Raw genomic sequence first — 19,430 nt, forward strand, 5'->3', positions numbered from 1 at the left:
GGCTGACTGGCATCTTATGTGGGCGGGCCAGCATGGTAAAGATGGGCATTGCCGTGCGATGGTGTCAAACCGCAGAGCCGGAAAAGATGGTAAACGAAGCGGGTCCGGAACCGTTTGGCAGCCGGCAGCTTTTTCCGCCAGCATCCGAGGCAGCATGACCGATATCGCAAGCCAGAAATTTGCCCGACAGGACGGTCGCGGCCGCCAGGCAACGTCGCCGACCGCGATTCCGTTTCCGGGATGGAAAGACATCCTGTGGCGGCTCTACCGCAGCATCAACAATGACCGAGTGATGCTGACCGCCGCCGGGGTGACCTATTACGTGCTCCTGGCCCTCGTGCCGACGCTGACGGCGTTCGTGTCGATCTATGGGCTGTTCAATACCCGTTCGAGCGTGGTCGACCAGGTCAATCTGCTGGCGGGTATCGTACCGACGGGGGGCCTCGAGATCATCCGCGACCAGTTGACCCGCATCACCAGCGAGAGCGACGGAACGTTGGGCGTGACCTTGCTGGTATCGCTTGCCATTGCGCTGTGGAGCGCCAGCGCGGGCGTCAAGGCGATGTTCGAGGGCATGAACATCGCCTATCACGAAACCGAAAAGCGCTCGTTCATCCGGGTGAACCTCCTGGCGCTCGGCTTTACCCTGGGCGGCGCCATAGCGGGGGTGCTGGTGCTGGGCGTCGTGCTGGCCATGCCGCCGCTACTCGCGCTGCTGCCGGGCGGCGAAGGGCTCGAATGGGCCGTGCGCATCGCCAGCTACATCGTCATGCTGGGTGTCGTCATGCTGGGCATCGGCGCGCTCTATCGCTGGGGACCGAGCCGGCAGGAAGCCAAGTGGCGCTGGATCACGCCGGGCGCCATCATGGCTGTCGTCGCGGCGGTCGCCACCTCGCTCTTGTTCTCCTGGTATGTCGCCAATTTCTCCGACTACAACGCCACCTATGGCTCGCTGGGGGCCCTGATCGGTCTTTTGACCTGGATCTGGCTGACGGCAACGCTGGTCATCATCGGGGCGGAGCTCAATTCGGAGGTCGAGCACCAGACGGCGCGCGATTCCACGACCGGCGCCGAACAGCCTTTGGGCGAACGCGGCGCCGCAATGGCGGATTCGGTGGGCCGGGTCTGGCCGCCGGACCGCAAGAAGATGGAGGGTGCGACCGAGCCGGCGCCACAATCGCGGCGTTCGGGCGATGGCGCCTGGGTTCTGGCTCTGGGCGTGGCTGCGCTCCTGGCGCTCGCCAATCGCCGGCAGGACGGCAACACGCGCAAATAATCGCGCGGCGCACAGTCCTGGCGGAACGAATGGCGCTGCACGAAGTTGTGATGACGTCGCGTCTTCTTTTGGATTGGCTTTTGCATGACAGACGCTGACGGCCCCTCCCTGCCACCCGCCGCCGCACCGACGCAGAGCTTCGTTCTGGTGGGCAGCATCATCGTCACCATCGGCGCGCTGTATGTCGGCGCGGGGATCTTCGTGCCGCTGGTACTGGCGGTGCTGTTGACCTTCGCCTTGGCCCCGATCGTGCGCGCGCTGCACCGGCTGCACATCCCGCACGTCTTGGCGGTGCTGATTTCAGTGCTGGCCGCCGCCATCCTGATCGGTTTTCTGGCATATCTGATCGCCAGCCAGCTCGCACGGCTGGCAACCGAGCTGCCGCAATATCAGCAGATCGTCGGCGACAAGGTCAGGGCGTTGCAATCGATGGGCGGGGGCGATGTATTCGAGCGCATCGCCGGCGCCATCCAGAGCATCGGGGCGCCCGGCGCCTCGGCACCCTCTACCGCCGAAGGCAGCCCGCTTCCCGTTACGGTCGTCAATCCGCCCGAGACCCCGTTCGGCTTTGCGCAAATCTTCCTGACCTCGCTGTTGGGCCCGCTGGCCACGGCGGCAATCGTCACGGTGTTCGTCGTGTTCCTGCTGCTTGAGCATGGCGATTTTCGCGACCGGTTTTTGAAGCTGGTCAGCCGCGGCGATCTGCGAACCAGCACCAAGGTCGTCAACGAAGCCGGCAAGCGCGTCAGCCGCTACCTGCTGGTGCAGTTCTCGGTGAACCTCAGCTACGGATTCCTGTTTGGGCTCGGCCTGTTTTTCATCGGCGTGCCAAATCCGATCCTGTGGGGCCTGTTCGCGGCGCTGTTCCGCTACATCCCGTTTGTTGGTACGCTGATTGCCGCCTCGGTTCCGTTCGCTCTGGCCTTCGCCATCGATCCGGGCTGGAGGATGCTGCTGAGCGCGGTCGGGCTGTTCGTGTGTCTCGAACTGGTGGTCACCAACGCCATCGAGCCGCGTCTTTATGGCTCCAGCACCGGGCTCTCGGCCCTGGCGGTGATCGTTGCAGCCATGTTCTGGGCGACGCTCTGGGGGCCCATCGGGCTGATCCTGGCAACTCCCCTGACGGTGTGCCTGGTCGTGCTTGGCCGGTATGTGCCGCAATTGCATTTTCTGGAAATCATGCTCGGCAGCGAGCCGGTCCTGGTGCGCGAGGAGCAGCTTTACCAGCGGTTGCTGTCGGGCAATCTCGAGGAAGCGATCGATCTGGGGGAAAATTATATCGCGCAGAATTCCACGGAAGCCTTCTTCGACGATATCGCCTTTCCGGTGCTGCGCCTGGCAGAAGCCGATCGGGCCCGCAATCTGACCGATGTCGCCAGCCGCCGGCTGGTCGCCGATGGCATGGCAGCGCTGGTTCGCGAGTTCGAACCGGACGAAGTCGAGGGCGATGAGCCGGCCGGTACCCCCGCGGTGCGCGTCCTGTGCATTGGCGGGCGGACCGAGCTGGACAGCGCGGCCGCCAATATGCTGGCGCAGGTCATCAGTCAGGAGGGTATCACGACCAAGGTCCTGCCGCCCATCAGCGTGCGGCCGGAGGGCATCGCCCATATCGACCTGGAGGGGATCGACGCCGTGTGCATCGCCTATCTCGATGCCAATCCGCGCACCTATGCCAAGTTCGTCGCCAAGCGCCTTAAGCGCCGCGCGCCTCAGTTGCGGGTGATCGCCTGCTTCGCCAATGTGCCGCCATCGGCCAACGACATTTCCCAACTCGGGCTCGATGCCATCGTCGCCACCAGCGCTGCGGCAAAGGACTGGGTGCTCGGCTTGACCGATGAACGGCAACCTGCCCATGCGAATGCCAGCGACCAGAGCGATCGGCTGGCCTGGGCGCTGGGGCTGCAAAGCCTGGTCAAGAGCGGTCCGCGATTTGACGCCATGATCGCCGATATCACCAAACGATTCGACGCCGACATGGCCATCGTGTCGCTGGCAGACGATCTGATCCATGAAGGGGTCAGCGTTCCGGTGGGTGAAAGCGGGCAGAGCCATGCCAGCGTCGCCGCCCTGAGCCAGCAGGTCATCACCGCCGACGCGGCGCTGATCATCGCCGATGCGTCCAGCGACGCGGCACACGCGCAGAACGCTTTTCTGCTGATCAACGACATCCGGTTTTATGCGGGTATGCCGTTGCGCTCGCCGAACGGGGATGCAATCGGCGTGCTCAGCGTCATGAGCCATAGCCCGCGCACGCTGGCGGCCGACGAACTGGTCGCGCTTGAAAATGCCGCAAGCGAACTGGCGACGTCGATTTCGCCGGCCGAGCCAACTCGAGGGCAGCCGAGCGGGTCCACATCGCGCGTTGCTGCGCCGGCAAACGCCCTGCCCGGCTGACGGTGCAGGCTGTTCAAACGGGCTCCGAGGCCTTTTCGCGCGTGACCCACTTGCCGCCGCGCCATTCGCGCACGGTGATGGTTATGGTGCCCGCTTCGATATCGATGAGATTATAGGCGTTGGGCTCGCCGCGCAGCCGCGTTGAAATGGTGGATGAAGCCTGGGCCACCAGGATCGGCGCCACGGCGGACTGCCGCATGCCACGCGGCGCGCCTTCCTTGATCGTGCCCTGGGCCTCGTGCTTGCGCACATAGGACAGGTGGAAATGGCCCGACAGCACCAGCCTCACGCCCAGGGTGGCAAAGGTTTCCAGCGCTTCGTCGGCGCGTTTGACTCGCTTGGTCTTTTGCAGCATCGGCTCGGTTGGAAACAGCAGCGGATGGTGAGCCACGATGACGCGAACGGCCGTCCGGGACGCCTTGCCGAAGCGCTCTTCCAGATGCTCCAGCTGGCTACGCGAAATGGTGCCATGGCCCCAGTTCCATTCGAGGCGCGCGCGCCGCGCGGTGCGCATGCCCACGAGGGCCACACCATCCAGTTCGAGAAACGGCTCGAGTTCTTTGGAGATATAGCGCCGGTACAGGGCATAGGGATCAAAGAAGCGGCGAAAGATGTTGACGGCGGGCACGTCATGGTTGCCGGGAACCGCGAACACCGGCGCCTGCAGGGTATCGAGGAAGGCGCGCGCCTCGATGAATTCCTCCTTTGTGCCGACCTGGGTGAAATCGCCGCTGGCCACGATCAGGTCGGGCTTCTGGCCGGCAATATCGACGGCCAGGCCCGCTGCCGCAGCGGGGTCGTGATGCCCGAAGTGCAGATCGGAAATGTGGACGAGCTTCATGCCTTGGCCTCCGCCAGGTCGCCGCCCTGTGCGCTTGCCGGCGCGACCGGGGTCAATATGGACAGTGCCAACGGGCGAATGCGGAACACCAGCGGGGTGGACAGGGTCTGCACTTCCCCGTCGAACATTGCCTTGCACAGCGTCTTGTGGCTGCGGATGGTGACCGATTTGACGCTCTCGACGCGCAGCGCGTGATCGTCGCGCCAGCGGCCCAGCAGCATGCCGCCGGTCAGCCTGACGAAGTCGGCAAAGGAAAAGTGCTTGAGCACGTAGAGCGTCAGGGTGCCGCGATCCAGGTTCTCGCGCGAAAAGAACTGGCCGAACCCCTCGTCATAGGCATTGCTGGCCACGGCGATGGCCTGGACCCGCACGGCCTGGACGGCGCCGGCATCGGCATCGATGGCCACCGCAATGCGGCGCGCCCGCGCCAGGCGGCGAAAGAAATAGCGCAGCAGGCCCAGTTTGGCCGCCGTGGTCTGGTTGCCCCTGATGCGCTCGCGGCCCGCAGCGAGGCCGGGAATAAACCCGACCACCACCTTGTGCAGGAAAATGCGGCCATTGACCTCGCCGACATCGATCCGCTGCGGGGTCGAGGTCGCCAGGCTGGCGACGGCGGTGGCCAGATCGAGCGGTATCTTGAGGTCCTTGGCCAGGGCGTTGACGGTGCCAAGCGGCAGGATGGCGAGGCTCTTGTCGCTATCCACCAGGGCCGCCGCAAGCGCGGTGATGGTCCCGTCACCGCCCGCGGCCACCACGATATCGGCCGGACCGGCGACGGCGCGCGCCACGCGATCGGCCATCGTCTGGTCGGTATCGGCATCGATCTGCGCTACCATGCCATTGGCCTCGAACATGGCCTGGAGCTGGTCGGCGGTGACGCCGGCAATGCTGGCGGTGCCGGCATTGGCGTTCAGCACGACGTGATAGCTGTGCGCACCCATGAGTTTTTCCCTGCTGGCTGGACATGGCACAACGAAGGGACGCCGCTTTGGTTCAGCCCGCAAGTCAGCTACACGCGGAACACAACACTTGCCGGCCCGTTTTGGGTGATCACCGGAACCTTGCGTCATGTTCAATCGGCTCACGAACTCCCCCTATTATCTTCGTACCCGCGACTTCGTGCGCGGCGAAACCAAGCTCCTGGCTTGCATTGCGGTCATCAGCGGGCTGGTGCTGGGCTTTTTGCACCTGGCCGACGAAATGGTGGAGGGCGAAACCGCGGCGTTCGACAATTGGGTTCTGTTGCTGTTTCGCGAGCCAGGCAATCCCGACCAGGTGATCGGGCCGCTTTGGGTGCAGGAAATGGTGCGCGACATCACGTCGCTGGGCAGCTTTGCGTGCCTGGGGCTGATCGTTTCGGGAACCGTGATCTTCCTGCTGCTCTGCCGCATGCGGGCCGCGGCCCTGCTGGTCACCGTATCGGTGCTGGGCGGCACGCTGTTCAGCACGCTGCTGAAGATGGGGTACAACCGGCCGCGACCGGATTTGACGCACCTCTCGCAACAGTTCACCGCCAGTTTTCCCAGCGGGCATGCCATGCTGTCAGCGGTGACGTTCCTGACGCTGGGTGCCCTGCTGGCAAGGCTGGCGCCGACGCGGGCGCAACAGATCTTCTGCGTGGTCGCTGCGATGTTCTTGACCCTGATCGTGGGTACCAGCCGGCTCTATATGGGCGTGCATTATCCCAGCGATGTTCTCGCCGGATGGGCGCTTGGCGCCGCCTGGGCCTTGCTGTGCAGCGCCGTTGCCAGCCTATTGCAGCGCCAGGGAACAGTGCAGGAAACGGTGGCCGACGCGCCCCGCTGACACCGGGGTTCGCGCATGACTGAAATGCCGAAACGCACGGCAACTTCCGCGCCCGCATTTCGTTGATCAGCGTCCACAGGAAACCCCAATATGTCCGCTGACTTTTCGACTTCACGCCAGGTGCTCGCCGGCGACTATACTGTTCTGGGCGCCAACTGGGACGGAGAAGGCACCAATTTTGCGCTATTTTCCGCCTATGCCAGCCGGGTTGAACTGTGCCTGTTCGACCAAACCAGCGGCGCTGAAATCGAGCGGATCACCCTGCCCGAATACACCAACGAAATCTGGCATGGCTATCTGCCCGGCGTGGGCCCCGGAACCCTTTACGGCTATCGCGTGCATGGTGCCTACGAGCCGGAGCAGGGGCATCGCTTCAATCCCCATAAGCTGCTGATCGACCCCTATGCCCGCGAGCTGGTCGGGGACGTCGACTGGTCGCCGGCCCATTTCGGCTACATCACCGACAGCGAAGACAAGGATCTCTCGTTCGATGAGCGCGACAGTGCCCAGATGACGCCCAAGGGGCGGGTCATCGATCCCAAAGCCCATGACTGGTCCGGCGACCATAAGCCCAATATCGACTGGGCCAAGACCATCTTCTACGAGACCCACGTCAAGGGCTTCACCAAGCTGCACCCGGCGGTCCCCGAGCATTTGCGCGGCACGTTCGAAGGCCTGGGCCAGCACGAGGTCATCGACTATATCAAGGCGAGCGGCGTCACCTCGGTCGAGCTATTGCCGATCCACGCCTTTCCCGATGACGATTTCCTGCTGCAAAAGGGGCTGCACAATTACTGGGGCTACAACACGCTCGGCTTTTTCGCACCGGCCAGCCGCTATTATGGGCCGAACGGCATTGGCGGGCTGCGCAACACCATCCGCGCCTTCCACGATGCCGGGCTCGAGGTGATCCTGGACGTGGTTTACAACCACACCGCCGAGGGCAATGAGATGGGGCCGACGCTGTCCTGGAAGGGCATCGACAACTTCTCCTATTACCGCACCATGCCCGGCGATCCGCGCTATTACATCAACGATACGGGCACGGGAAACACGGTCAATACCAGCCATCCCCGCGTCATGCAGATGATCACCGACAGCCTGCGCTACTGGTCGGACGACATGCATGTCGACGGCTTCCGCTTCGATCTGGGCACCATCCTGGGCCGTGAGCCCGAAGGGTTCGACCAGCGCGGTGGATTTTTCGACGCGGTCGGGCAGGATCCGAGCCTGGCCAAGGTCAAGCTCGTGGGCGAGCCGTGGGATATCGGGCCGGGCGGCTACCAGGTGGGCGGCTTCCCGCCTGGCTGGGCCGAATGGAACGACAAATATCGCGACACCGTGCGCGACTACTGGAAAAATACCGACGACACCGCCGGCGATTTCGCGGCCCGCTTCACCGGCTCGGGCGATGTCTATGACTTGCGCGGCCGCCGGCCCTGGTCGAGCGTCAATTTCCTGACCGCCCATGACGGCTTCACGCTGCACGATGTCGTGTCCTACAACGGCAAGCACAACGAGGCCAATGGCGAAGACAACAATGACGGCCACAACGACAACCGCAGCTATAATTACGGCGTCGAAGGGGAAACCGACGATGCCGGGATCGTCGCGGTCCGCGAGCGGCAGAAGCGAAATTTCATCGCCACGCTGCTGCTGTCGCACGGCACGCCGATGATCCTGGCAGGCGACGAATTCAGCCGGACCCAGGGCGGCAACAACAACGGCTATGCCCAGGACAGCGAGATCAGCTGGATCAACTGGGAGTTGAACGACAATGCCCAGGCCCTGGCGAGGTTCGTGCAGGAGGTGATCGCCATCCGCAACGCGCAGCCGCTGCTGCACCGCGAAAACTGGCGCGACCAGATGAGCGTGACCTGGCTCAACACATCGGGCACCGAGCAGCAGGAAGACCATTGGCTCGATCCCGGCGCCACGACGCTGGGTGTCCGCCTGGGCCGCGACGATCTCAAGAGCCGCGACGGCGCCTGGTGGGAAGTGCTGGTGCTGTTCAACCCGCATGACGGCGAAGTCCCCTTCGCCTTGCCGGCGCGCGAGGGTGCCGACAATTGGACCGTGGCGATCGATACCGCAACTTTGCCTCTGGACGTGCGTTCCCACCCGGCAGGGCAGACGCTGACCATGGCGCCGCGCTCGCTGCTATTGCTGCATTGATCGGAGGCTGAGATGGCTGACATGGACGACGAGAAAATTCGCGAACTCGCCTACCAGCTTTGGGAAAAGGATGGCTCGCCCGACGGCAAGGACGACCACTACTGGCACGCGGCGCGCGAACTGCTCGCCGACGAGGGCGAGGTCGGGCCAACCGACGATCCGATCGTCCAGATCCCGATCGTGCCGATGGCCGGCCTGATAACAAAGTAGTCAACCGGCAGTTTCACACAATATGGGCCTGGCGACGCTAGCCAGGCGCGTGTGGTGACGCTGACATCGCCCGGAGCGCAACGGCTTGCGCTCCGGGCGATATCGTATGGGCCGCTAGGCGCTCACCTTGTCCGCTGGTTGCGTGCTGTCGATGTGGCGATAGGTGGCCAAGGCCTGGCCGACGACCTGGTCCATATTGTAGTAGCGATAGGTTCCCAGGCGCCCCACGAAGGTGACGTCCGGCGTCGCGTCGGCCAGGGCCGCATAGCGCTTGTAGAGGGCTGCGTTTTCTGCCCGCGGGATCGGGTAGTACGGATCGCCGTCGGCTTGGGGCGTTTCGTAGCTGATGCTGGTTTGCGGATGCACCTGGCCGGTCAGATGCTTGTATTCGGTGATCCGGGTGAACGGCACCGACTGGTCGGGAAAATTGACCACGGCGACCGGCTGGAACCGACGCTGGTCCAGCGTTTCGTGGCGGAAGGCCAGGCTGCGATAGGGCAAGGGCCCGAACCGATAGCCGAAATATTCATCGATCGGCCCGGTATAGATCAGCTTGGGCGCCAGCCGGTCGGCCTGCAATTGCGTATAGTCGACGCCCAGGGCCAGCTCGATATTGTCGTGGTCGAGCATGTTCTCGAACATGGCCGTGTAACCGTGCAGCGGCATGGCCTGGAAACGATCGAGGAAATAGCGATCGTCGGTGGTGACGCGGGTCGGGACGCGCGCGGTCACGCTCTTGTCCAGTTCGCTCGGATCGAGCCCCCATTGCTTGCGCGTATAGCCCTCAAAAAACGTCCGGTACAGCGCGGTGCCGATCTGGTTGATGACCACGTCGCGCGAGGAAGCGATGATGTCCTGCGGCTCGGCCAGCGTTTGCAGGAACACTTCGGCCGCCGCGTCGTCGGCAAGATCGAGATTGTAGAGCGCGTTCAGCGTCGTGCGGTTGATCGGCATGGGCAGGCGCTGCTCACCCACCGCGGCCAGCACCCGATGCTCATAGGGCCGCCAGGCGGTAAAGCGCGACAGATAGTCGACAATGGCATCGCTGTTGGTGTGAAAGATGTGCGGGCCATAGCGGTGCACCAGAATGCCCGCCGCATCGTGATTGTCAAAGGCATTGCCGCCGACATGATTGCGCCGGTCGCAGACCAATACGCGCTTGCCGCCATCGGCCGCCAGGCGCTCGGCCAGCACGCTGCCGGCAAAACCGGCGCCAACGATGACATAATCATAGTGCGCGCGTCGACGCGGCCGGCGGACATGGGGCATGGCGACCCGCTTGCTGCGGCTCTCCAATGCGGCGTCCAGCAATGCCGATATCCGCTTGAAAGTCTCGTCCCAGGACATGGAGGCCAGCTTGAGATCGACCGCCGGCAGGAACGTCGACCTCTCCAACATCATCGCGCGCTCGCATGCGGCAATGAATTCGGGCGCCGTCGCGGCAATCCCGACGCCGTCCAGGCCGCCATAGGTGCTGACCACGTCTGGCACGGGCGTCGATACCACCGGCAAGCCGGCGGCCAGGTATTCGGGCGTCTTGGTGGGGCTGATGAAGCGCGTCGCCGCAGTGATGGCAAACGGCATCAGCGCCACGTCCCAGCCCGCCAGATAGGCCGGCAGGTCGGCATAGCTGCGCTGTCCGACGAAATGCAGATTGGGGCGCGCCGGCAAATCCGCCTGGCTGATCTTGGCGAGTGGTCCGACCATGACGATGGACCAGTCGGGGCGCGCCCGCGCCACCTGATCGAGCAGATCGAGATCGATGCGTTCGTCGATCACGCCATAAAAGCCCAGCGTCTTGCCGGGGAGCGTTGCCATGTCGGGCGCCGGGGCAATGCCAGAGCGAACGGTGGCAAAATGGGCCACTTCAACGCCCGAGGGAAAGGCATGGATATTGTCATGCTGGTGCCGGCGCGCCTCGTAGAGGCTGACCCCGCCAGTGAGCACCAGATCGGCGCGCGCCATCAGCGCGGTTTCGAGCTGCTTGAGGTTAGTGGGGGCAAAGCGGAAATTGGCCAATTCGTCCATGCAGTCGTAAACCACGGCCGCAGCTTCGACATGTTGCGCGAACCCGAACATCAGCGGACTATAGAACCACAGCACCGGCTGGACGATCCGGTGCAGCCGCAGCATCAGGTCAAGCAGATCGGTCAGACCCTCCTGGCGCTGCGCCTCGTCCCAATCGTGCGGGATGCGGGGGCGCACCGACACGATCGTCGTGCCCTCATAGGGATGAAATTCGAGGAAGGGTGACGGATGCTCGGTAGGGATGAATTCTTCGAAGAAGTAGATCTGGCGGGTCGGCCCGAACCGGTTCATCAGGTGCTGCGGCCGCTGCAACACGAAGTCCCACCGCAAGTGGGAAAAGCAGATCAGCGGAGCGCTGGCATTGACGTGCTGGACGGGGAATTGGGCCGGCGAGACCTGCTTGTTCATGCCCGGCTCCCTTGTTTGAAGGTGAATACGGGGGTCTCGTCTTGGCGGAACGCGCGCAATGCCAGGTCAAAATCGAGGGATGAGGGGCGGGGTGTGCCACCGGAATTTGTCGCGGATGCCGCAACCTGGGCGTCCTGGCCCATGCTTGCCGTGGGCAGGCGCTGGGGACATTTGGCGCGCCCTGGCGGACCTGCGAACGCATCGGAGTGAGCAGCAGTGTATTTCGAGGAAAGTGAAAAGCCAGCCGGGGTTGAGTTGACGCCGACCGGGATTGACGAGCCCAGCGGCCATTTACGCACTGCCATACGATGTTCCGTCCCGTTCAAACGCGATGATTCGCAGCTTCTGGTGCTGGTTCGCTTTTGAACGTCGCGTTACGATTGCCTGCATCCAGCCACTGCAAGCCTTCAATCGCGCTGGTGTGGAAACGTTCCGGCGACATTAGTGAGCGCGCCGTATTGTGCGAATTGGTACGGAGACCCCAATGGCACCGCAATCCCCCATGAGCGAGCGATGGCCCGCGGTCGCTGGCCTCCGACGGGGGGTGAACAGCATATGCTGGCGCGCGAAGGGGTTAACACAGGATGGACGCCTGTTCGACGTCATTGGCGCTGATGCCGCAACGTCGCAGAACGCTTCGACAGATCGTCAATGGCCGCAGCATGGCCGGCCGCACGACACTTGTGGCGCGCGGCGGTGTCACAGGCGGCATTGATGAGGATCAGCGCCGGGCGCTACCGCCCGGCGGCAAGCCGGCCTAAACCGGCCCGGCGACCAATTGGCCGAGCTTGACCTGGACCAGCAGGCTCAACTCGTCATAAACGGTCCACTCATCGACAATCTTGCCGTCCTTCCAGTGATAGTGGCTCATGCCCATGACCTGTACGCGCTTGCCGGTGGGGTCACCCAGTTCGCCCAGAATGCCATAGCCCAGATGATGGCCTTCCATGATCCAGCGGACGGCCACCTTGGTGCCACCTTCCTCGCAAGGGTTGGAGGCAAGGTGCTGGATTTCGTAGGATGCATCGGGCAGCGAGCCGATCAGGCCCAGATGCTGGTGGATGATGGCGGCAACGCCATAAAGCTCCTTCATTAGCGGCCCGTGATATTGCGCATTGGGCGCATAGTCCTGGGCAATGCGGCCGAACATGCGCTTGGTGAATACCTCGTGCAGCATCTCGATGGTCCGGGCCTCCACGTCATTGTGGGCCAGCGCCGTGTCGGCCTTGTCGTTGGGCGGGGTCTGGCCCAGAAAGCGTCGGTTCTCGCCGATATCGAGGGAGGTCAGTCCGGCCTCGAACTTGGCCTTGGCGGTGCGCATGGCGAAGTGATTGGGATCGAGCCCCAATTGCTTGATGATGGCCATCTGATCGGCCACTACCCATTCGCGGTAGATCTTGTTGCGATGCACCATGCAGTCGGCAATGGTCCGCGACACGAAGGGCCTGAAGGTGGGCTGGCCCAGATGGCCATATTGGGTATGGCGGCCCGAGCCGGTCACCAGATGGCTGGTATAAAAGCCGTCCTGGTCATTGCCGTTCCAGATTACCTGCGTGCCCATGCCGCGCCGCTCGGGAAACGACACCAGCCGCTGGATGGTGTCGCGCACCACGTCCTCACGGTTGTAGATCGTACCGGTGGTGCCATAGAGCACGCAATTATGGGTGTAGTGGGTGTAGATCAACCCGATATCGCGCTCGTCCCAGATCTTGTGGGTGCAGCGGATGATGTAGTCGACGATGTCCGTATAGATGTCATCAAAGCCATCCAGCGCCTGCGTGCGCGGCCGGCCGGTTGGCGCCAGGTCGGGATAGTCGCGCCGCTCCACCTGCAGCACGCTTTCTTGCGGCGCCACGGACGTGCCCTTGCTCTTGGGGGTGCTGGTGGTGTCGCTCATGGTCGCTCCTTGGCCATCGGCCGGCTTGGCTTGATTGATGTCGGGTAAGGCCAGCCAGTCGCGCACATGACGCGCCACCGCGGCCGGATTTTCAAGCGGCGCGAAATGCCCCGCCTCGGGAATGGTAAAAAACCGGGCCCCGGCTATGCCGTCTTCCAGTTCGCGCTGCGCCTCGAGCGGGCAGACCCGCTCATGCTCCCCCGCCAGGATCAGCGTCGGCACCGCGATGGCGCCCAGCCGGAGGCGGCTGTCGGCGCGGTGGATGGCCACCTCGGATTGGTCGGCCAGCGCATCAGCGCCGGCATCGCGGGCCATGGCGGTGATGACGGCCTTGAGCGTATCGCTGCCGGCATTTGCCGGCGCCACCAGATCGGGCCAGGCCTCGGCGATATAGCCGTCCATCCCAAGGTCGCGCGCCTTGGCCACGGCAGCACGGCGCTTGGCGTCGTTGCCGGCAGGATCGGCGCGCCCGGTGCTGTCGATCAAGGCCAGACGCGCCACGCGTTCGGGGGCCTGCGCCGTCATCTCCAGCGCCACGATGCCGCCCAACGAAAAGCCAAGCAGCGCGAACCGCGCCGGGGCCGCCGCAAGGATGCGCGCGGCCAGTGCCTGCGTGCTCCGCTCCCCCGTCATGGACGCGATTGTCGCCATCGGCATGTCCAGATGCCGCAGCATGGGCTCGAACAGCCGCATGTCGCACGCCGTCCCGGGCAACAGCACTAGCGGCAAGCGCACCACGGCACCTACCGTCTCGATCGATGCGGGCATAAGCTTATTCATCGCTGTCCGTTCGCGCGGAGTCGAGGCCGATTTTGCCAAAAAACTCTGGCAAAATTTGAATACGTATGCAAGATCAAATCCACACCTGATGCGACGCTCGATGCTAGCAGTCTGCTAACGCATTGACGTCATCCGCTACGCTTTCCGGAGTGACCTGCCAATGCCCCAGACCCCCGCCCCGCCGCTCTCCGGCGTTACCTTCGTGAAAGCGCCCGAACGCTCCTCGATCGGCGACAATGCCCCGGTCGAGACGCTGGTCAGCGAGATCATCGCCAATGTCCGCAAGCATGGCGACGCCGCCGTCCGGGACTATGCCGCCAGGTTCGACAAGTCGGACCTCACCGTGTTCGAAGTCACTGCCGCAGAACGCGAATCCGCGCTGGCCGAACTTGATCCGCAGACCCGCAAGGACACCGAGTTCTCCATCGGCAATGTGCGCAAATTCGCCGAAGCGCAGCTCGCCACCATCCTGCCGCTGGAGGTCGAAACCCTGCCCGGCGTGCATCTGGGCCACCGCGTTATCCCGATCCAGCGCGTCGGCTGCTATGTGCCCGGGGGGCGCTATCCCCTGTTGTCGGCGCCGATCATGACGATCGTTCCGGCCAAGGTCGCGGGTGTCGATGAGGTCATTGCCTGCCTGCCGCCCAATGCGCACAAGGCCATGATCGCGGGCTGCCACCTGTCGGGCGCCGACCGCATCTTTCGCATCGGCGGGGCGCAGGCCATCGCCGCCATGGCCTATGGCACGGAGACGGTGCCGGCTGTCAACAAGATCGTCGGCCCCGGCAATGCCTTCGTCAACGAAGCCAAGCGGCAGGTGTTCGGACCCGTCGGCATCGACCAGCTTGCCGGTCCCTCGGAAATCTTCACCGTCGCCGACGCCACCGGCGATGCCGAAATGATCGCCACCGACATGCTGGCCCAGGCCGAGCACGATATCCGCACCCGCGTTGGCCTGATCACCACCGACAGGGCGCTGGCAGACGCTACCCTGGCCGAAATCGAACGGCAACTGGCCACCCTGTCGACCGCCAATGTCGCGCGCGAAGCCTGGATCAATTATGGGGAAATCACCGTCTGCGAGGACGACGCCAGCCTGATCGCCTATTCCGACCTGATCGCCGCCGAGCACCTGCAGGTGCACACCGCCGATGCCAAGGGCTTTGCCAAAAAGCTGCGCAACTACGGCTCGCTGTTCATCGGCGAGCTGGCAAGCGTCGTCTATTCCGACAAATGCAGCGGCACCAACCATACCCTGCCCACCATGGGCGCCGGCGCCTATACCGGTGGATTGTGGGTCGGCGCCTATGTCAAGATCGCCACCCATCAATGGCTCGACGACCGCGGCGTCGCCCAGGTCGCCCCACCTGCCGCCCGTCAGTCCGCCAGCGAAGGCCTCGAAGGCCACCGCCGGGCAGCGCAGCTGCGGCTGGACCGGATGCAGAACAAACACGCCCTTTAAGCAAAATCCCTCGGTCGTCACCCTCGCCCCTTGAGGGAGAGGGACAGACATTTCTGCGTCCAGCAGAAATGTCAGGGTGAGGAGTGCTGCGCCCGCCTATGCTTCGTTGTCGAAAGAGACCCCTCATCCGCCCTTCGGGCACCTTCTCCCTCAAGGGGAGAAGGGTGACGACTGCGCCATCGTCACCCAATCCCATCCGCCTCCGCCCATGCCGCCCGCAACTTCGCCACCGTGAACCCCGGCGCCCGTGCGGCGGTCAAAATCGGCACTTCCTTGCGCATCACCACGTCGATGGCCCAGGCCATGCGCTCGATATGCTGGGCCGGGATCACCACGGCGCCGTGCCGGTCGGCATGGATGAGATCGTCGGGCCGCACCACCATGCCGAATACGCTGACCACGCAATCGAGCTCCGTCACATGCACGAAGGCGTGGCTCGGCCCCACCGAGCCGGCGATCACCTGATACCCCTCGTCCAGCATGCCGAGGTCCCGCAACACGCCATTGGTCAGCGTGCCGGCAAGGCCCAGGCCCTTGTGCTGGGCCACCTGCATTTCGCCCCAGAACCCGCCGATGGCATGGGGAAAGTCGGTATCCTCGATGACGGCGACATTGGGCCCCTCGCCCGCCGCGACATGCTCGTAGTATTCCATGCGCAGCGCCCGCACCGCCGTCGTCGGCTGCTGCGCCGGGGACGAAGCCCGGATCTTCGCCGTCCGGGCAAAGCCTACGATTGGGGGTAGATGCGGGTCGGCGCAGACCACCGGCATCTTGGTAAATCCCTCCGCCGTGCGCCCACCCATCACGTGTTCGAGCGCATTGCAGACGGTGGGCGTATCGGCGGCGCGCAGGGCAGCCAGGACATCGGAGGAGATCGCGGGCATGACTATTGCGCCGCCTGCGCCGTCGCCCATTGCGGCGCGGCCGGGGCGGCGGACCCGCGAATGACGAACGCGATGGCGTCGGCGGAGGCGGGATTGCGGAAGCTGTGCGCCAGACCGACCGGGACGGTCAGCGTGTCGCCGGCGCCCAGGATCAGCGTGCCGTCGGCCCAGCTGACCTGCAGCGTGCCGGACTGCACGAAGATCACCTCCTGCTCGGCGCGGCTATGCGGCGGCACCGTCGCGCCGGTGGCGAGCTTGAGCCGGCGCAGCGCGAAGCCATGTTGCCAGTGGCCGGTGATGGGCCCGGCCTTGAAGCCGTCGGGCGCATCGACATCGCCGATCAGGGCGGCCTCCTCGACGCCCTCGCCGGCCAGCGGCGAGGCGGGATTGCCCGCCATGTCGGCGGCCTTGAGCGCATAGGTGCGCAGCTCGTCCATCGGCGGCGTCGCCAGTTCCCTGAGCTTTTCGGGGCTCGGGGGCTGTTCGAGTTCGGCGCCCTGGGGCACCGTCTCGCCCAGCGTGGTATCGATCAGCTTGCCGCCCTTGAGCAGCTTGAGGCCGAAATCCTCGGCCATCTTGAACACCGATGGCGCCCAGACCACCTTGCCCGGATCGTCGTGGCCCAGCACCACGGCAAGAAAGCCGGTACCGTCGTCGCGCTTTTCGAAGCCGCGGAACATATGGGTCGGCACGGTCGCCACATCGCCCGGCTCGACATCGAGATAACCCTCGTCCTTGTTGGCGCCGAAGACGAAGCGCCACTTGCCGGTATGCACGAGAAAGGTCTCGGCGGTCAGGTGGGAATGCTGCGAATTGGTGCAGCCGAAGGGCTGGCGCGCCGCGCCGAAATTAAAGCCATGGGCCTCGGGGATATGCACCACCTGGGCCGGATTTTCCGAAACGCCCGGCCCGATGATGGTGAAGTTCTCCTTGCGGTCGGAACCGGGCGTGCGCGCGTCGATAAATGCGTTGCGCAGGCCCTTGAGATCGGCATAGCGCACCAGGCGCCGCTCCATCTGGCTTTGTGTCCACTCAGTCATGAGATCGTCCTTTCACTCGCAAAGCGGAATAATTTGCATTCGTATGCATAGCGCGCGCCATCATCGATGGTCCGGCACAACGCATTGGTGCCAACGCCAAGGCAAACCATCATGCCTCCCTGGGCCGATAAATCTGCTGGCCATCGCGCTCGACGATGCCGCTGGGTGGCAGCCGGGCGGAACCGCGCACCACCAGGTCGCCGTTGAGAATGCGATGCTCGGCCTCGATCTCGCCGCTGGCGATCTGGTCCATCAGGATATCGACCGTAGATTCCACCATGCGCTTGAGGGGCTGGCTCATGGTGGTGATGGCATAGGCGGTCCAGCGCGCGGGGCCAACATCGTCATAGCCGACAATGGACAGGTCCTGGGGGATCTGGAGGCCGAACTCGTAGCGCGCGACATCCATCACGGCCATGGCCATGTGATCGTTGGCGACGAACAATGCCTCGGGCCGGTCGGGGCGCGACAGCATGCGTCGCGCGGCCGTTTCGGCATCGGCGCGCGAATAATTGCCGGTTTCAATCATCACGAGGTCAAAGCCATGGCCGGCCAGCGCCTCGACATAGCCCTGCTGGCGGTCGCGGTTGGTGGAGGAGTTTGCCAGGCCCGCGATATAGCCAAAGCTGCGGTGCCCGCCGGCGACCAGGAATTCGGCGATCCGCTTGCCGCCTTCGCGGTTGCGCGTCGTGACGCTGGATACGGCGTCGCGCTCGGTAGTGCGGTTGAACAGCACCACTGGAATACCGGCCGTGGCGCATTCTTCCGATAGCTCGGACGATAGCGAGGTCGATGCCAGGATGATGCCGTCGACCCGGTATTGCATGAGCTGGTCGAATACCGGGTCGCTGTCGCGATCCATGAAGCCGGTGAACAGCAGCAGATGGTAGTTTTCGGCGGCCAGCGCCCGGCCCAGTTCCTCCAGCACGTCGGGATAGAACAGGTTTTCCAGATACGCCATGACCACGGCGATGATGCGCGAACGACTGGTGATCAGCGAGCGGGCGATGGCATTGGGCCGGTAGCCAAGCTGCTTGGCGGCGGCCAGAACCTTCTGGCGCGTCTTGGACGAGATCGAGGCGCCCGGCGTGAAGGTGCGCGAGACGGCCGATTGCGACACCCCCGCATGCTCGGCAACCTGGGAGGACGTGACGCCCGGTTTTTTTATTCCGCTGTCCATCCGCCATCCACCAGAAGAGAAGCCCCGGTCACCAGCGCCGCCGCGTCGGACGCGAGGAACACAATGGGCCCCATGATGTCCTCGATCCGTCCCAGGCGGCCAAGCTTGATCTTGGACAGGACCCAGCTCCGAAAGTCCGGATCGCCCAGGATTTTGGCCGTCAGCTCGGTTTCGATAAAGGTCGGGCAGACCGTATTGACCCGGATATGGTGAGCGCCCAGTTCGATGGCCATGGCTTTGGCAAGGCCCTCGACGGCAAACTTGCTGGCGGCATAAACCGCCCGGCTCGGCCCGCCGACATGGCCCATCTGGGAGGACACATGGATGATGGAGCCCGGCAATTGCGACGCCACCAGGCGCGCCACCACTGCTTGGGACACGAACAGCGTGGCGCCCAGGTTCAGGTCCATCACCGCCGCGTAATCGGCCGGGGTGATATCGGCAAAGCCGGAATGGCGGGCCGTGCCGGCCGAATTGACCAGGATCTGGAATGGCTCGACGTCGCCGACAAAGGCCTTGACCGCCTCATTGTCGGTAATGTCGAGCGCTACGCCCTCGGCGCTCAGCCCGGCATCGGCCAGCTGGTTGACGACGGCTTCGATATCGCGCGCCGTGCGCGCCGCGATGGTCACGCCGGCCCCGGCATCGGCCAGGGCCACCGCGGCGCCCAGCCCGATGCCGCGCGTACCCCCGGTGACGAGGGCCCGTTTGCCGTCAAGCCGGAAGCCGGGCGTGCGCGGCAGGCTCATGCTATTGCGCCGCCTCGACGCGCGGCGTGGCGCCGGTGCCGTAGGGGATATTGCGCCCGCCATAGCGGCGCACCCGCACATTGGCCTGTTCGGCATGGCCGACAAAGCCTTCGAGCATGCTCAGCCGCGAGCCGTATTCGCCGATCATGGCGGACGCGGCATCGGTGGTGACGGTTTGCCAGGTACAGGTCTTCATGAATTTGCCCACCCACAGCCCCCCCGTATAGCGCGCCGCCTTCATCGTGGGCAGGGTGTGGTTGGTGCCGATCACCTTGTCGCCATAGGCGACATTGGTGCGCG

16 protein-coding genes are annotated in these 19,430 nt (G+C 64.3%); 7 read left to right on the top strand and 9 right to left on the bottom strand.

All coding sequences use genetic code 11. From position 1 onward, the window contains the following. Nucleotides 1-154 precede the first annotated feature (154 nt). Together ACFE8X_RS12845 and ACFE8X_RS12850 are read left to right on the top strand one after the other, a co-directional pair. Nucleotides 155-1,276: a YihY/virulence factor BrkB family protein gene (locus ACFE8X_RS12845; RefSeq protein ID WP_375451875.1), complete on the top strand. Its 1,122-nt coding sequence runs from the start codon at nucleotides 155-157 to the stop codon at nucleotides 1,274-1,276. Nucleotides 1,277-1,360: 84 nt separating this feature from the next. Continuing rightward, nucleotides 1,361-3,670: an AI-2E family transporter gene (locus tag ACFE8X_RS12850; RefSeq protein ID WP_375451876.1), complete on the top strand. Its 2,310-nt coding sequence runs from the start codon at nucleotides 1,361-1,363 to the stop codon at nucleotides 3,668-3,670. 13 nt (nucleotides 3,671-3,683) lie between these two features. Here ACFE8X_RS12850 and ACFE8X_RS12855 read toward each other — a convergent pair whose 3' ends face one another. Both ACFE8X_RS12855 and ACFE8X_RS12860 read right to left on the bottom strand, forming a co-directional pair. After that, nucleotides 3,684-4,511: a metallophosphoesterase family protein gene (locus ACFE8X_RS12855; RefSeq protein WP_375451877.1), complete on the bottom strand. Its 828-nt coding sequence runs from the start codon at nucleotides 4,509-4,511 to the stop codon at nucleotides 3,684-3,686. Continuing rightward, on the bottom strand, nucleotides 4,508-5,452 hold the full coding sequence (locus ACFE8X_RS12860) for a diacylglycerol/lipid kinase family protein (protein WP_375451878.1): 945 nt from the start codon (nucleotides 5,450-5,452) through the stop codon (nucleotides 4,508-4,510). The genes ACFE8X_RS12855 and ACFE8X_RS12860 overlap by 4 nt, the downstream gene beginning before the upstream one ends. Before the next feature lie 127 nt (nucleotides 5,453-5,579). Between ACFE8X_RS12860 and ACFE8X_RS12865 the strand changes: the two genes are divergently transcribed. From ACFE8X_RS12865 to ACFE8X_RS12875, 3 genes are all read left to right on the top strand, one after another. Continuing rightward, nucleotides 5,580-6,317 carry a phosphatase PAP2 family protein gene (locus ACFE8X_RS12865; RefSeq protein WP_375451879.1) on the top strand — a complete coding sequence of 246 codons (738 nt, stop codon included), beginning with the start codon at nucleotides 5,580-5,582 and terminating at the stop codon, nucleotides 6,315-6,317. Nucleotides 6,318-6,407: 90 nt separating this feature from the next. Then, on the top strand, nucleotides 6,408-8,492 hold the full coding sequence (gene glgX / locus ACFE8X_RS12870; RefSeq protein WP_375451880.1) for a glycogen debranching protein GlgX: 2,085 nt from the start codon (nucleotides 6,408-6,410) through the stop codon (nucleotides 8,490-8,492). A gap of 12 nt (nucleotides 8,493-8,504) precedes the next feature. Continuing rightward, nucleotides 8,505-8,702 carry a DUF2934 domain-containing protein gene (locus tag ACFE8X_RS12875; protein WP_375451881.1) on the top strand — a complete coding sequence of 66 codons (198 nt, stop codon included), beginning with the start codon at nucleotides 8,505-8,507 and terminating at the stop codon, nucleotides 8,700-8,702. Between the two features lie 114 nt (nucleotides 8,703-8,816). Here ACFE8X_RS12875 and glf read toward each other — a convergent pair whose 3' ends face one another. Further along, on the bottom strand, nucleotides 8,817-11,021 hold the full coding sequence (gene glf, locus ACFE8X_RS12880; protein WP_375451894.1) for a UDP-galactopyranose mutase: 2,205 nt from the start codon (nucleotides 11,019-11,021) through the stop codon (nucleotides 8,817-8,819). Between the two features lie 701 nt (nucleotides 11,022-11,722). Between glf and ACFE8X_RS12885 the strand changes: the two genes are divergently transcribed. Then, on the top strand, nucleotides 11,723-11,899 hold the full coding sequence (locus ACFE8X_RS12885) for a hypothetical protein (RefSeq protein ID WP_375451882.1): 177 nt from the start codon (nucleotides 11,723-11,725) through the stop codon (nucleotides 11,897-11,899). On the opposite strand, the gene ACFE8X_RS12890 is transcribed toward ACFE8X_RS12885, so the two are convergent. Next, nucleotides 11,896-13,815 carry an alpha/beta fold hydrolase gene (locus tag ACFE8X_RS12890; protein ID WP_375451883.1) on the bottom strand — a complete coding sequence of 640 codons (1,920 nt, stop codon included), beginning with the start codon at nucleotides 13,813-13,815 and terminating at the stop codon, nucleotides 11,896-11,898. The genes ACFE8X_RS12885 and ACFE8X_RS12890 overlap by 4 nt on opposite strands. A gap of 160 nt (nucleotides 13,816-13,975) precedes the next feature. Between ACFE8X_RS12890 and hisD the strand changes: the two genes are divergently transcribed. Continuing rightward, nucleotides 13,976-15,277, top strand: coding sequence for a histidinol dehydrogenase (gene hisD, locus ACFE8X_RS12895; protein ID WP_375451884.1), 1,302 nt, complete (start codon nucleotides 13,976-13,978; stop codon nucleotides 15,275-15,277). A gap of 182 nt (nucleotides 15,278-15,459) precedes the next feature. On the opposite strand, the gene ACFE8X_RS12900 is transcribed toward hisD, so the two are convergent. The 5 genes from ACFE8X_RS12900 to ACFE8X_RS12920 form a co-directional block, all read right to left on the bottom strand. Beyond that, nucleotides 15,460-16,161: an RraA family protein gene (locus ACFE8X_RS12900; RefSeq protein ID WP_375451885.1), complete on the bottom strand. Its 702-nt coding sequence runs from the start codon at nucleotides 16,159-16,161 to the stop codon at nucleotides 15,460-15,462. Nucleotides 16,162-16,163: 2 nt separating this feature from the next. Continuing rightward, nucleotides 16,164-17,201: a cupin domain-containing protein gene (locus tag ACFE8X_RS12905; protein ID WP_375451886.1), complete on the bottom strand. Its 1,038-nt coding sequence runs from the start codon at nucleotides 17,199-17,201 to the stop codon at nucleotides 16,164-16,166. A 109-nt stretch (nucleotides 17,202-17,310) separates the two neighbouring features. Further along, nucleotides 17,311-18,381, bottom strand: a complete 1,071-nt coding sequence (locus ACFE8X_RS12910) for a LacI family DNA-binding transcriptional regulator (protein WP_375451887.1) — start codon at nucleotides 18,379-18,381, stop codon at nucleotides 17,311-17,313. Continuing rightward, nucleotides 18,366-19,130 carry an SDR family NAD(P)-dependent oxidoreductase gene (locus ACFE8X_RS12915; protein ID WP_375451888.1) on the bottom strand — a complete coding sequence of 255 codons (765 nt, stop codon included), beginning with the start codon at nucleotides 19,128-19,130 and terminating at the stop codon, nucleotides 18,366-18,368. The genes ACFE8X_RS12910 and ACFE8X_RS12915 overlap by 16 nt, the downstream gene beginning before the upstream one ends. A 1-nt stretch (nucleotide 19,131) precedes the next feature. Then, nucleotides 19,132-19,430: histidinol dehydrogenase (locus ACFE8X_RS12920; RefSeq protein WP_375451889.1), on the bottom strand; the 299-nt coding region annotated here is incomplete at its 5' end.

Origin of the sequence: uncultured Devosia sp., from assembly GCF_964244875.1 — a bacterium.
GTDB lineage: Bacteria > Pseudomonadota > Alphaproteobacteria > Rhizobiales > Devosiaceae > Devosia.